Below are 13,792 nucleotides of genomic sequence, written 5' to 3' on the forward strand. Positions count from 1 at the left end.
GGACAGGCGGGACGAACAGGCCTCCGGTGGGGCAGGATTCCCAGTCATGAGCGAGCGAATCAATCGGCCGGCGTCATGACCGTGCAGTCGGAGCCGCGTACCGACGAACCGGACGACGGGGCGGAGAAGATCGATCATCCGTCCAGGTCGGACGGCTTCGTCAAGGGGCTGTCCCAGGCGATCGGCGGTCCGCTCGGCGAGCACGCCGTCCGCCAGGACGCGCCGGGCGGCCGGTGGTCCGGCGGGTTCTGGACCGCGAGCCGGATCGTGCTCGCCCTGGTCTGCCTGACGCTGGCGCTGCACTGGGTGCAGAAGTCGCCCTGCCAGGACGGTGCCTGGCAGAACAACGTCCAGTACACCCGGTTCTGCTACACCGACGTGCTCGCGCTCTACTACGCCGAGGGCCTCAACGAGGGCAAGGTTCCCTACCGGGACCACCCGGTCGAATACCCGGTGGTCACCGGCTACTTCATGGGGATCCTCGGGCTGCCGGTGCACGAACTCGGCAGCGACCGTCCCGAGATCAACCAGGCGATGTGGTTCTACAACCTCAACGCCCTGGTGCTCTGCGTCCTCGCCGTCGCCACCGTCGCGGTGATCCTGTCGTTGCGTCGCCGCAGGCCCTGGGACGCGGCGTTGTTCGCCCTGTCCCCCGCGCTGCTGGTCACCGCGACCGTCAACTGGGACTTCCTGGTCATCGGGTTCGCCGCCTTCGGCCTGTACGCCTGGGCGAAACAGCGACCCCTGGCCGCCGGAATCCTGCTCGGTATCGCGGCGGCGGCGAAGATGTGGCCGCTGTTCGTCCTCGGCCCGCTGCTCGTGCTCGCGTTGCGCACCGGCCGGTTCAGACAGGTGCTCGTCACCGCCGGATCGACCCTGGTGACGATCGTGTTGCTCAACCTGCCGGTGGCGCTTTCCTACCGGGAGAGCTGGAACCGCTTCTTCGAGCTGAACACCGAGCGCCCGATCGACTGGGGCACGCTGTGGTACATCGGGCGTTACCTCGACGGGAAGTGGAACAGCGGGTCACCCGGCGACCAGGGACCCTTCCAGTGGCTGAGCGACAACATCCCGACCCTCAACAACGTGTCATACGCCCTGTTCTTCCTGGCGTGCCTGGGGATCGGGGCGCTCGGGCTGCTCGCGCCCCGGCGGCCCCGGCTGGCCGCGCTGACCTTCCTGGTCGTCGCCGCCTTCCTGATCACCAGCAAGGTCTGGTCGCAGCAGTTCAACCTGTGGCTGCTTCCGCTGATCGTGCTCGCCCGGCCGAAGTGGGGTGCGTTCCTCGCCTGGCAACTCGCGGAGGTCGGCTACTTCGTCGCCTTCTACGGCGAACTGCTCGGCGCAGGGGGCAAGCAGGTCTTCCCGGAGGGCGTGTTCGTCCTCGCCGCGTCACTGCGCCTGGTCACCGTCGTCGTCCTGTGCGTGCTCGTGATCCGCGAGATCCTCAAGCCCGAGGACGACCGGGTCCGGCGGACGTACGACGACGATCCCGACGGCGGGGTGTTCGACGGCGCACCCGACGCCGAGTGGCTACGTCGCCGACGAGGTGATCCGGCCCCGCTGCCCGTACCGGCGTCGGTGGCCGGCACCCAGTAGCGCGTTCCACCCGTGGCGGTCGCCGGTCGACGGCGACCGCCACGCTGGGTCAGAGCCGGAAGACGACAACCTCGCCGACGTCTTCGCGCTGGATGCCGAGCGAGTCGACCGGCAGGTCGATGGTGGTCTGCCACGGCGTCCCGGCCACCCGGTCGCGCAGCAGCACCACCGTGCGTACCCCGATGTCCCGCAGGTAGGTGACGCTCGCCTGGTCGGGGAAGCTGGCGGTCGCCTCGCGGATCTCGGTGAGCCGGCGCGGGGTGAAGCCGCTGCCGCCGTTGACGACCGGCTGGAACCGGCTGGTCGACCAGAGCATCACGTGCTGGTCGACGCCCTGGTTGCTGGGCAGCACCAGCATCGGCCCGTCGACCTGGCGGAACGCCGCCGGCTGGGCCGGCACGATCGGATGCGGGGTGACATTCAGCCCCTCGACCAGGACCAGCACGAGAGGCAGCAGGGTCGCCAGCCGAAGCCACGGCCCCGGGCGGGCCGGCACCCGCTCGGCCGCGGTTTCCTTCGCCCGGACCACGAGGGCGCTGACCGATCCGGCGGCCAGGATGGCGAGCAACAGCGTGGTCCAGATCGCCAGCCGGCCGGGGGTCCGCAGACCGTCCCAGCCGGGCAACGTCTCGAACAGCGCGACGTAGGTGAACGTCCCGCCGAAGAACTGGGTGCCCATCGAGAGGATGGCGCTGACCAGCACCGCGGCGAGCAGGAAGAGCCGCTGACGCACCGTCCAGATGGAGAAGACCAGTCCGGCGGCGGCCAGCGCGTAGAGCACGAAGCCGGAAAGCAGCGTCATCTCGGCGTTCCACGGCAGTGCCTCGCGGGCGCCGGCGTGCAGTTCGCCCCAGATCCGCGACTCGGGCGGCGCGGTGAAGAAGCCGCCGACCGGCGGCGAGAAGAGTTCCAGGTCACCGACCGACCGCCGGGCGGACGGGTGGAGTTCGGCGACCTTGAAGTAGGCGATGGACAGCGCCAGCCCGGTCGCGGCGAACGCCGCACCGCCGAACAGGTCGGCGAGCAGCAGCTTGATGCCGAACGGCCGCTTCGGGCCGGTGGACCGGAACCGCTGGACCAGCCAGATCACGGCTGTGACGACGACGATGAGCGCCAGCACGTACACGAACGGCAGGCCGATCCCGAACCCGAGGCTGATCTGCCAGGCGGCGACGAACCACCCGGCGAGCGCCCAGCCGGCGTGCCGCCGCTCCGGGCGGTAGCCGTGCTTCAGCGACCAGCCGTGGCCACGGGCCAGCATCGCGAGCGCGAGCGGGATGCCACCGTTGGACAGCACGTGCAGGTGGCCGGCCTGGGAGAGCAGCCACGGCGCGTACGCGTACGCGGCACCGGCGACCGCGGACCCGGTCTTGCCGGCCCCGAGCTGCCGGGCCAGCACGTACGCGCCGAAGAACGCCAGTGCGTGGACCAGCACGAAGATGATGTTGTAGCGGACGAGAGCGGCGACCGGGCCGTCGCCGATCATGCCGGCCGGCGCGTAGCCGAGCAGGGTGTCGGAGAAGGCGAAGGACCAGCGTTCCGGGAAGAACGAGTTGGAGTGCCAGAGTTGGCTGGGGTCGGTCAACAGGATGTGCCCGGACCAGGCCATCTGCCACGCCTGGAGGGTCGGGTCCCAGATGTCCTGGGGGATCGTGTGCTGTGGGTAGCGCAGCGTCGGCCAGGTCATCAGCACGGCCAGCACGACCGCGCCGACGGCGGCGAGGGTCCACTCGTGGATCAGCCCGCGTCCGATGGCGTGGACGACCCGACGGATGCGGCCGGGCACGGTGAGCGGTGCCGGTGCGAACGCCGACCAGCGGTCACCGGGCTTGACCAGGCTGACCTTCTTCACGACGGTCATCGTGGCCGCCGGGGCGGCCGCCTTCGGGTCCGTCTTGGCGGCCGCCGGATCCTTGGCGCCGGGCTTGACCTCCGCACCCGCTTGGCCCTTGGCATCGGGCTTGGTCTGCGTGCCCGCCTTGTCCTTGGCAGCCGCCTTGGCGTCAGCCTTCGCCTTCGCCTTCGCGGCGCGCCTCGCCCGTGCCGCCTCCTTGGCCTCCGCCGCGAGCCGGGCCCGTTCGCTGGGCTTGAACGGGTCGCCGGGCGCGGCCACGGGGACGGGCTTCGCACGGTCCTTGGCCGGGTTGTCCTTGGCCGTTTCCTTGGCCGTTTCCTTCGCCGTGTCCCCGTCGCCCTTTGCCGGGTCGTCCTTGGGGGCCGCGGTCCCGCTGTCGGCCTTGGCAGCCGCGTCGTCGGCCTTCGCCGGGGCGTCGACCGTCGAGCCGGACGTGCCAGCCGCCGTGCCGGGCTTCGCCGGCCGGTCCACGGCCGGTTCGGTCGTGGGCTTCGCGGGCTCCGACGCGGCGGCCTCCGGAGCGACGGGCGGCGGCTCGGCGACCGGTTCGCCGGTTTTCGTCGCCCCGGCCGGGCCGGTGTCCGTGCCCCGGTCGGAGACCTTCGGCTGCTCGGTGCTCATACGGATTCCCCTAGGCGGTGACGCGGTCGCGCAGGAATGCGATGTCCTTGCCCTGTCCGTCGACCCCGCCCGGGGTCTCGACGACGACCGGTGCGCCGGCGGCGCGGACCACCGCGACCAGCAACTCGGGGTCGATCATCCCCTGTGCCAGGTTGTCGTGTCGATCCGCGCCGGAGTCGAAGGCGTCCCGGGAGTTGTTGGCGTGCACCAGGTCGATCCGGCCGGTGATGGCCTTGACCCGGTCGACGACGTCGAGCAGCGCCTCGCCGCCCGCGTGCGCGTGGCAGGTGTCGAGGCAGAACCCGACGTCGTACGACCCAATGACGTCCCACAGCCGGGCGAGCGCGTCGAACCGGCGGGCACACGCGTTGTCGCCCCCGGCGGTGTTCTCGATCAGGATCGGGGTGGCGAAGCCACCGGACTCGGCGGCGAACGCGAAGGTCTTGCGCCAGTTGTCGAAGCCGACCGCGACGTCGTCGCCCTTGCCGACATGACCGCCGTGGACGATCAGCCCTTTGGCGCCGACGGTGGCCGCCGCCGTGGCGTGGCTGAGCAGCAGCTTGCGGCTGGGGATCCGGATCCGGTTGTTGGTCGTGGCGACGTTGACGACGTACGGGGCGTGGACGTAGAGCTCGACCTGCGCGGTGCGTAACGCGTCGGCGTCGGCGCGGGCCTCCGGTGCTTTCCAGCCCTTGGGGTCGGCGAGGAAGAACTGCACGACCTCGGCCTTGCGGGCGGCCGCTTCGGCGAGCGGGTCGCCTGGGTCGACATGGGCTCCGATACGCATGGAGGCGAGCCTACGTCGCCGGTGCGACGGGTACCTGCCGCCGGGCCGGGCCGGCCGGGGTGGGCCGTGGCTCGCGAATCGCCCGCGTCGTGCGCGTCACCCGCCGTGCCGGCCCGTCGTTACCTGCAATGACCAACGGGCCGGGGGCCGCCGATCCCAACCCCGACCCGAAGATCGACATTGGGAGATGGTGGATGTCGCTGTTGTCCCGACATGGTCGTGCCGCCGTCGCGGTCGGCGCCCTGTTTCTCGGTGCGCCGCTGCTGTTCGGTGGTCCGGCGTACGCCGAACCGGGCCCGGCGCCCGGCGCACCGGTGCAGGAGAGCGGCCAGACGGTGGTGTTCAGCGGTGACGGGCTCCTCGGTGTCGCCTGCGGCGCCAAGCCGGACGTCGGTTCGGTGACGGTGCCGGCGGAGAGCACCCTGCGGGTGGTCAACAACACCGGGCGTCGCGCCCGGCTGCTGCTCGACGGCTCGGCACAGGGCGAGGTCGCGGCCGGTGCGACCGCCGACGTGCTTTTCCGGCGCGGTCCGGTCAAGTTGGCCCTCAAGCCCGTCTGCGTGCTGTCGGAGGAGTCGGCCGTACGCGTCGAGGTCGCGGCGGCGGTCCCACCGCCGCAGTCCGCTCCCGGCCGGCCGACGGCGCAGCCGACCACGCCGACACCTGGGCGTCCGTCGCCCACCCGGCCGGTGGAGGAGACGCCGCGGTCGACCGTGGCCCCGCGGGCGGCTGCCACACCGTCGGCGGGCGTCTCGGTCACCCCGTCGACGGCTCCGACGTCCACGCCGGGCTCGGAGGGGCCGGCCAGCGGCGGCCCGGTGCCGGCCGCAGGGCTCGATCTGCCGCCGGCGGATCCCGGTGACGACGCCGCGGCCGAGCCGATGGCGTCGGTCGAACCGATTCGGGACACCGGTCCGATCGGCCTTCTGGCACTTGTCGCGACGGTTTGCGTCGTTGGCGTATCCGCAGGTGCAATTCGGGCTATTATTGCTCAACGAACAAGCCGGACTGCTCCGGCTTAGTGCTACATATCTGGCGCCGGCAGCTCCTGACACGGCGCGACATAAAGGCTCCGCGGGGCGCCTCCTATCCAACCTCGTCGGTGTGGTCGTTCCTCCCCAGGTCCCACCCAAAGAATGCGGATAGCGCGCCCCGCGGCCACGAGAACGGCGAGGGCTCCTCCGGTGAACGGAGGAGCCCTCGCCGTACCCGCGACCGAACGGCCCCGCCGTACCGGCGGGTCACCGGGGGTGGCCATGTCCCGACGCGGTGCACCCGGTACTCTCGTGGGGTTGTCCGTCCGCTCGTGGGTTCCCCCACCGTCCGGCCGGCGACGACGCACGACCTCCTGTCACGGAAGGACCGTGACCGCCAGCCCATAGGAGGTGAGTAAGTCTTGCGTCATTACGAAATCATGGTGATCCTCGACTCGAGTCTCGAGGAGCGCACCGTCGCCCCGTCGCTCGACACGTATCTCAACGTGATCCGCACTGCGGGTGGCTCGGTGGAGAAGCTCGACGTCTGGGGCCGCCGGCGCCTCTCGTTCGAGATCAACAAGAAGGCCGAGGGCATCTACGCCGTCATCGACCTGCAGGCCACGCCTGCGGCCGTTGCCGAGCTGGACCGTCAGCTCCGACTCAACGAGTCGGTGCTGCGCACCAAGGTCATTCGGCCGGAGACGCGCTGACGCGTACCCCGGCCCGCCCGGATCAGCCTCATCACTGTCGTACGGCTCTGCGAGCCTGTGCGCGGACGAAGATGAGTGCGCGAGGAGATGGTCATGGCAGGAGACACCACGATCACGGTCATCGGCAACCTGACCGATGACCCCGAGTTGCGTTTCACCCCGTCGGGTGCGGCGGTCGCAAAGTTCCGGGTCGCTTCGACGCCCCGGTTCATGGACAAGGCTTCCGGCGAGTGGAAGGACGGCGAGGCGTTGTTCCTCGCCTGCACGGTGTGGCGCCAGGCGGCGGAGCACGTCGCCGAGTCGCTGCAGCGGGGCGCCCGCGTGATCGTCTCGGGACGGCTGCGGCAGCGGTCGTACGAGACCCGCGAGGGTGAGAAGCGCACCGTCATCGAGCTCGAGGTCGACGAGATCGGTCCGTCGCTGCGCTACGCCACGGCGAAGGTGCAGAAGATGTCCCGCTCCGGCGGTGGTGGCTTCGGTGCCTCCGGTGGTGGTGGCCAGGGTGGCGGCGGAGGCAACTTCGACGACCCGTGGGCCACGGCCGCGCCCGCCTCCTCCGGTTCCGGTTCGGGCGGTGGCGGAAACTTCGACGACGAGCCCCCGTTCTGATGCCGGCCCCCAGCGGCCGGGACCGCAAACCAGGAGCAAGAGCAATGGCGAAGGCTGCGGCACTGCGCAAGCCGAAGAAGAAGGTGAACCCGCTCGACAAGGACGGGATCACCTACATCGACTACAAGGACACCGCGCTGCTGCGCAAGTTCATCTCCGACCGCGGCAAGATCCGCGCTCGGCGGGTGACCGGGGTCACCTCCCAGCAGCAGCGCCAGATCGCCCGTGCGGTGAAGAACGCCCGTGAGATGGCGCTCCTGCCGTACACCGCCACGGCGCGCTGAGAGGGGGCACCGAAATGAAGATCATCCTGACTCAGGAGGTGTCCGGTCTCGGCACCCCGGGCGACATCGTCGAGGTCAAGGGCGGCTACGGCCGCAACTACCTGCTCCCGCAGGGCTTCGCGATCCCGTGGAGCAAGGGCGCGGAGAAGCAGGTCACCGTGATCCAGCGGGCCCGTTCGGCCCGTGAGATCCGCGACCTCGGCCACGCCAACGAGGTCAAGGGCCAGCTCGAGGGCCTCAAGGTCAGCCTCACCGCCCGCGCGGGCGACGGCGGCCGCCTCTTCGGCTCGGTCACCGCGGCTGAGATCGTCAACGCGGTCAAGGCCGCCGGCGGCCCGACCCTCGACCGCCGCCGGCTGGAACTGCCCGGCAGCATCAAGTCGGTCGGCGCCTACCCGGTCAGCGTCAAGCTGCACCCGGAGGTCACCGCCAAGTTCAGCCTGAACGTGGTGCGGGCCAAGTAAGGCAACACGAAAATGGGGGTCCACCGGCGCCGGTGGACCCCCATTTCTTTGCTGTCGTGACCGGCGCGGCGGCTCAGTCCAGGGTGCCCGCGCGCCGGATGACCTTGGCCAGATCGTCCACCTGCCGGTCCTCGGTCTCCCCCGCCGCCCGATCGGCCACCGTGGCGAGGTCGGCGTACGTCGCCTCCGACCCACCGCGCAGCGCCTCCGCGAAGTACCCGGCGGCGTAGCAGACCCGCAGTCGCGCGGGCGCCGCCTCGAATTCGCCGGTCAGCGCACCCGCGGTCACCCCCGACGACGTCTCCGACGCCGACCGGTCCTGCGGATCCAGCCACCGTACGTCGACCGTGGCCACCCGGGCACCGGCCGGCACCCGGTCGTTCACCCGCACCGCGTACAGCGCGGTCACGCTGTGCCCCGGACCCACCTCGCCACCGTCGACCCGATCGTCCCGGAAGTCCTCGTCGGCGATCGCCCGGTTGGCGTAGCCGATCAGCCGGTACGCCCGGACCGCCGCCGGGTCGAACGTCACCTGCACCTTGGCGTCGAGCGCGCGTACCGCCAGGGTGGCCGGCAGCCGCCGGACGAAGACCTCGCGTGCCTGCTCCGGCTCGCTGACGTACACCACGAAACCGTCGCCCCGGTCGGCGAGCTGCTCCATCAGGCTGTCCCCGTAGTCGCTGCCCACGCCGACCCCGAGCAGTGCGATCTGCTTGGCGGCCTCCTCGTGTACCCGGGCCAGGATCGGTTCCGCGGTGTCGTTGCCGACGTTGGCCAGCCCGTCGGAAAGCAGGATCACCCGGTTGCTGGCGCCCTCGCGGAAGCCGTCCCGGGCCACCCGGTAGCCCAGCTCCAGCCCGGCCTCCAGGTTGGTGCTGTTCTGGGTCTTCAGCGAGTCGATCGCGTCGTGCAGCGCGTCCGCGTCGCCGGCACGGGTCATCTTCCGGATGGTCCGTGCCTCCCGGCTGAACGCCACGATCGCCACCGAGTCGGTGTCCCGCAACTGGTCGACCAGGGTGTGCAGGGCGTCCTGGACCAGGTCCAGCCGGCCCGGCTCGCGCATCGACCCGGACACGTCGACGACGAAGGTCAGCGCCGCGTCCGGCCGGGTCGCCGGATCCTCGCCCCGGGTCTGCAGACCGACCCGGAGCAGTCGTACGTCGCCGGCCGGCTCGGGCCGATGTCGATCGGGCAGCCGGGCCCCGTCGACGTGGATCGCGAACCCGTCGCCGGCCGGTTCGGGGTACTCCTGGTCGAAGGCGTTGACGAACTCCTCGGGACGGATATCCGCCCCGTCGGGCAGCCGGCCGTCGTTGATCAGTCGTCGGGCGTAGCCGTACGACGCGGTGTCGACATCCACCCCGAACGTCGACTGTGGATCCTCGTCGGTCCGAGTCTCGCCGCCGGTGAACGGGATCGGGCTGTGCTCCGTACGCCGATCCGGCTGGGTCGGCGTGTTGCGGTGGGCGGCGGTGTCCGACGCGGACCGCTCGGCGGTGCAGGCGCTGCCGGCGAGCACCGCCGACAGCGCGACGACCAGCACGGCGGCTCTCGACGGGCGACGGAAACGGGCCATCGGTGTCCTCCTACGGGAAGGTTCGGCCGACGAGATCCGGCCCGGCCCGGGGCGGGCGCCGGCACCGGCGTCTCCCGCCCGGCGCCGCCGGATCTTCTGATGCCATTCAGACCATCCGGTGTCGGGGCCGGCTCCGGTCGAGTCCGAGCCGATATCCGACCGTGCCCCGCTGTGACCGGGTCGTACGGAACCCGAGACCTACCGGTGGTTGCGGCAGTGACGCTCAGCCGAGCGGCTCGCCGGTGATGGCGCTCAGCAGCACCGTGGACAGGCCACCCCCGACGACGGCCGCGGCGAGACCGACGCTGACCGCCCGCCACGTACCGCTCGCCCAGCGCAACAGGACGGCGACCGCCAGACTGGTCGCCAGGGCCGCCCCGAACCGGGGGGCGCCGTCGAGCATCGAATTGACCGCGTTCGCCCGCGGCGACCCGCAGCCACCGCCGGCCGCGTCGGTCACACACCCGGCCGGCGCGGTGGAGTCGAGGGTCAGCATCCAGACGAACAAGAACAGCAGCGGTACGGCGTACCACGCCGCCGTGTAGAGCACCGAGGCGACGGCACCGCCCGGATCGGGGTCGAGCAGACCGTCGTCGCGGGTGGCCGGGCGGCGGGTGGGCGCCGTACGGGTGGCCGTGGCCCGGCCGGGTGCCCCGGCTGTGGCAGCCCGCCGGGTGCGGGGCTGGGACGGGATGGTGCTGGCCGGGTGTGACCCGTCGGGCGGAATCTCGTCGGACCGCCCCGGGCCAGGGAAGCTGACCGCCGGCGAGCGCGGCGCGGTGGGCGGCGTCTCGACCCAGCGCGGGTCGTCTTCGGCCAGTCTCGTGCCGGCCCAGAACTCGTCGTCGCGGTTGTGCCGGGCGCGGCGGCTCCGGCCGTCGGTGTCGGCCCGGTCCGGCGCCGACCCGTAACGGTCGGACGGCTCCGACCGGCCGGCCCCCGACCCGTACGGCGGCTCGCCGTCGGACCGCGGCGCCCAGCTGCCGGTGTCGGTCATCCGGTCCCACTGGCCGGTGTCGGTGTAGCTGCTCCACTGCCCGGTCTCGGCGGTGCGTTCCCGCCCGTTCGCCGGCTGCCCGTGCCTGCCACGTTCCGGCCCGTGCCGCCGGCCCTCGTCGCCGTACGGCGTCTCGCCCGGCCCGGCCTCCGCCGATCCGCGGGACCGGCCGGCGGACATCGACCAGCCGGACGTGTCGTCGGGGGCGGGGGTGGGCGGGTGGGGGTACCCACCGGCACCCCACCGGTCGCTGCGGCCGGCCGGATCGCCGCCGGCGCCGGTCACCCGGTCGAACTGCCCGGTGTGGTCGTGACGGCTCCACTCACCGGTCTCGGTCGACGTGGACCAGTCGACCCGTTCGCGGCGTCGCCGGCCGCGGGACACCGGCTCGTCGTGCCGCCAGTTTCCGCCGTAGCCGTCGTCGGCGGTCATCGACCAGTCGTAGGTGCTGGTCGTCTCACGCCAGTCCCGGGTCTGCGTGACGCGTTGCCAACTCGTCGTGGTCTCGGTCTGCTGCCAGGTCGGGCCGGCGCCGTGCCGGTCGGCCGGACGCTCGTCGGTGTCGTCCCGTTCCTCGGCGCGGTGGTGCCGGCCGCCCTGGCGGGGCACCGGACCGGGCAGCGGTGAGCGGTCGGTTCCGGTCGCGGGCAGCCGGGAGCGGTCGTCGCCGGGGTGGCCGACCGCCTGGTCGTCGGGGCCGGCCCAGGCATGGTCGGGCCGTCCGTCGTGCCGCCGGTCCCGGTAGTCCACGGCCGGAGCCTGACCTCTCTCAGATCGGGGCGCAATCGGCCATCCAGACACAACCGTCGGAGCCCGCGATCGCCCGGCACCGATGTGCCAACCTGGCGGATTTTCGTTATCCACAGCATGTGGATTCAGTAACCACAGGTCAAGGCCAGGTGACTCCACCTACTCGTGAGTTATCCACAGGTTGTGCACAGCCAAGCGCACAGCCTGGAGGCTTTCTGTCCACAGGTTGTCCCAAGGCTTGTCCACCGGCCGGTTTGGCCAACCAACCCGGGATTCGTATGGTGACCGTTCGGCCCTGCTTCGCGGATGTGACTCCACCCCGGTCACGCGACGGGACGTGGCCGGCAGAAACTGTCTTACCCAGGCGCTTTGCTGGGGTGGGTCGCCCGATCGGATGGAGGGGTGACATGTCGATCGACGACGACGTGCGCGCGGCAGAGGCGAGACCGTCGGGACCCCCCAAGGGCGGGCCGGGCGGACCAGGCGGGCAGGGCGGGCCGCCACCCGGCCAGTTCGACAAGACGCCTCCACAGGACATCGCCGCCGAGCAGTGCGTCCTCGGCGGGATGCTGCTTTCCAAGGACGCGGTCGCCGACGTCGTCGAGATCCTCAAGACGAACGACTTCTACCGCCCGGTGCACGCCACCATCTTCGACGCCATCCTCGACCTCTACGGCCGGGGCGAGCCGGCCGACCTGGTCACGGTCACCGCCGCCCTGGTCGACTCCGGCGACATCGGCCGGATCGGCGGCGCGCCCTACCTGCACACGCTGATCGCGAGCGTCCCCACCGCCGCCAACTCCTCCTACTACGCCCGCATCGTCGCCGAGCGCGCGGTGCTGCGCCGGCTGGTCGAGGCCGGCACCCGGATCGTGCAACTCGGCTACGGTTCCGGTGGTGGCGGCGGGCGCGACGTCGACGACATCGTCGACCTGGCCCAGCAGGCCATCTACGACGTCACCGAGAAGCGGGTCAGCGAAGACTTCGCGGTGCTCGCCGACATGCTCCAGCCCACCCTCGACGAGATCGAGGCGGTCGGCGCGCAGGGCGGCGTGATGACCGGCGTGCCGACCGGGTTCAGTGACCTCGACCGACTGCTCAACGGCCTGCACCCCGGACAGTTGATCATCGTCGCCGGCCGGCCCGGCCTGGGCAAGTCGACGGCATCCATGGACTTTGCCCGAAATGCGGCCGTAAGAGCCAACTGTGCCAGCGCCATCTTCTCCCTGGAAATGAGCAAGGTCGAGATCGTCATGCGGCTGCTCTCGGCCGAGGCCCGGGTGCCGCTGCACGTCCTGCGCTCCGGTCAGCTCTCCGACGACGACTGGAGCAAGCTGGCCCGCCGGATGGGCGAGATCAGCGAGGCGCCGCTGTTCGTCGACGACACCCCGAACATGAACCTGATGGAGATCCGGGCCAAGGCCCGGCGGCTCAAGCAGCGGCACGACCTCAAGATGATCGTCGTCGACTATCTCCAGCTGATGAGTTCGCCGAAGCGGACCGAGAGCCGTCAGCAGGAGGTCGCCGAGCTGTCCCGTGGTCTGAAGCTGCTCGCCAAGGAGGTCGAGTGCCCGGTCATCGCGGTCAGCCAGCTGAACCGTGGGCCGGAGCAGCGCACCGACAAGCGTCCACAACTGTCCGACCTGCGTGAATCAGGCTCCATCGAGCAGGACGCCGACGTGGTCATCCTGCTGCACCGCGACGACTACTACGACAAGGAGTCGCCGCGCGCGGGCGAGGCCGACTTCATCGTGGCCAAGCACCGTAACGGTCCCACCGACACGATCACCGTCGCCGCCCAGTTGCACCTGTCGCGTTTCGTCGACATGGCCATCAACTGAGGCGTACCGCCGCTCAGCCGAGCAGCGGGAACCAGATCGCCGCCGGCCCCAGGTCGGAGCGGTCCCGGTCGTCGAGGGCGACCCGGCCGGTCGCCTTCAGCAGGTATTCGGCCGGGCTCCAGCGGGCGGGCCGCACCGCGTCGTCGCCGAGCAGGCCGTCGAGGGTGGCGACCGCCGGCCCGTACGCGGCCGGGGCGGGCGGAGGCGCCGACGGCAGCTCCACGATCAGATCGAGATGGTGCACGGCAGCCTCGGTGACCAGGGTCGCCACGAAGTCGGGTACGGACAGCACCCGGCCCTGCGAGGCGACGAAGGCGCCGTACGGCGCGGCGCGGGCCGCCCCCACCACGGCGGTCGAGGTCTCCACCCACGCGTCCGCGATGTCGTCGGGGCGTTCGAAGGCGGCGGTCGCCCGCCGGTGCCGCCACACGTCCCAGACCAGATCTTCGTTGGTTCTGGTGGTGGCGTACCGGCGCCAGTAGCTCACCGCGTCGGTGTCGGCCGGGCCGTCGACCGGGTTGGCGAACGCGAGCAGGGCCCGGCGGGCGTCGGCCAGCAGATGCACCAGCAGGTCGGCCACCAGCAGGCCGCGGCACCGGGTGGGAAGCAGCAGGTCGACGTCGTCGATCCCGCCGACCACGTCGGTGATGCCGGCGTATGCGGCGTCGAGGGCCGCGGGTGCGTCGCGCGGAGAGGCCGCCGTCATCGCACCAGCCTGGCAC

12 protein-coding genes are annotated in these 13,792 nt (G+C 71.4%); 7 read left to right on the forward strand and 5 right to left on the reverse strand.

Going from position 1 to position 13,792, the window contains the following annotated elements; all coding sequences use genetic code 11:
- Positions 1–75: 75 nt before the first annotated feature.
- Positions 76–1,599 (forward strand): glycosyltransferase 87 family protein, encoded by a 1,524-nt coding sequence (locus AB0M79_RS15610; RefSeq protein ID WP_364213244.1) that lies wholly within the window; start codon positions 76–78, stop codon positions 1,597–1,599.
- A 49-nt stretch (positions 1,600–1,648) separates the two neighbouring features.
- Here the strand turns inward: AB0M79_RS15610 and AB0M79_RS15615 are convergent, their stop codons facing one another.
- Positions 1,649–4,075, reverse strand: coding sequence for a hypothetical protein (locus AB0M79_RS15615; RefSeq protein ID WP_364213247.1), 2,427 nt, complete (start codon positions 4,073–4,075; stop codon positions 1,649–1,651).
- A 10-nt stretch (positions 4,076–4,085) separates the two neighbouring features.
- On the reverse strand, positions 4,086–4,862 hold the full coding sequence (locus AB0M79_RS15620; protein WP_364213250.1) for a deoxyribonuclease IV: 777 nt from the start codon (positions 4,860–4,862) through the stop codon (positions 4,086–4,088).
- Positions 4,863–5,056: 194 nt separating this feature from the next.
- Here AB0M79_RS15620 and AB0M79_RS15625 point away from each other — a divergent pair, with 194 nt between their 5' ends.
- The 5 genes from AB0M79_RS15625 to rplI all read left to right on the forward strand — a co-directional run bounded on the left by AB0M79_RS15625 (position 5,057) and on the right by rplI (position 7,906).
- On the forward strand, positions 5,057–5,884 hold the full coding sequence (locus tag AB0M79_RS15625; RefSeq protein WP_364213253.1) for a hypothetical protein: 828 nt from the start codon (positions 5,057–5,059) through the stop codon (positions 5,882–5,884).
- A 374-nt stretch (positions 5,885–6,258) separates the two neighbouring features.
- Positions 6,259–6,549, forward strand: a complete 291-nt coding sequence (gene rpsF, locus AB0M79_RS15630) for a 30S ribosomal protein S6 (protein ID WP_212825000.1) — start codon at positions 6,259–6,261, stop codon at positions 6,547–6,549.
- A 75-nt stretch (positions 6,550–6,624) separates the two neighbouring features.
- Positions 6,625–7,158, forward strand: a complete 534-nt coding sequence (locus AB0M79_RS15635) for a single-stranded DNA-binding protein (protein ID WP_364213256.1) — start codon at positions 6,625–6,627, stop codon at positions 7,156–7,158.
- A gap of 44 nt (positions 7,159–7,202) precedes the next feature.
- Positions 7,203–7,442 carry a 30S ribosomal protein S18 gene (rpsR, locus tag AB0M79_RS15640; protein ID WP_007073789.1) on the forward strand — a complete coding sequence of 80 codons (240 nt, stop codon included), beginning with the start codon at positions 7,203–7,205 and terminating at the stop codon, positions 7,440–7,442.
- Between the two features lie 14 nt (positions 7,443–7,456).
- A complete protein-coding gene (rplI, locus tag AB0M79_RS15645) occupies positions 7,457–7,906 on the forward strand; it encodes a 50S ribosomal protein L9 (protein ID WP_364213259.1) in 450 nt (149 codons plus the stop codon).
- 73 nt (positions 7,907–7,979) lie between these two features.
- On the opposite strand, the gene AB0M79_RS15650 is transcribed toward rplI, so the two are convergent.
- Both AB0M79_RS15650 and AB0M79_RS15655 read right to left on the reverse strand, forming a co-directional pair.
- Positions 7,980–9,482, reverse strand: a complete 1,503-nt coding sequence (locus tag AB0M79_RS15650; protein ID WP_364213262.1) for a von Willebrand factor type A domain-containing protein — start codon at positions 9,480–9,482, stop codon at positions 7,980–7,982.
- A gap of 223 nt (positions 9,483–9,705) precedes the next feature.
- A complete protein-coding gene (locus AB0M79_RS15655; RefSeq protein WP_364213265.1) occupies positions 9,706–11,229 on the reverse strand; it encodes a hypothetical protein in 1,524 nt (507 codons plus the stop codon).
- Positions 11,230–11,636: 407 nt separating this feature from the next.
- Here AB0M79_RS15655 and dnaB point away from each other — a divergent pair, with 407 nt between their 5' ends.
- The gene (gene dnaB / locus AB0M79_RS15660) at positions 11,637–13,070 is read left to right on the forward strand and encodes a replicative DNA helicase (protein WP_364213268.1); all 1,434 of its coding nucleotides are present in this window, start codon (positions 11,637–11,639) and stop codon (positions 13,068–13,070) included.
- A 13-nt stretch (positions 13,071–13,083) separates the two neighbouring features.
- Here dnaB and AB0M79_RS15665 read toward each other — a convergent pair whose 3' ends face one another.
- Positions 13,084–13,776, reverse strand: coding sequence for a maleylpyruvate isomerase N-terminal domain-containing protein (locus tag AB0M79_RS15665; protein ID WP_364213271.1), 693 nt, complete (start codon positions 13,774–13,776; stop codon positions 13,084–13,086).
- Positions 13,777–13,792: the final 16 nt, after the last annotated feature.

This window comes from Polymorphospora sp. NPDC051019 (assembly GCF_040683055.1).
GTDB classification, from domain to species: Bacteria; Actinomycetota; Actinomycetes; order Mycobacteriales; family Micromonosporaceae; genus Polymorphospora; species Polymorphospora lycopeni.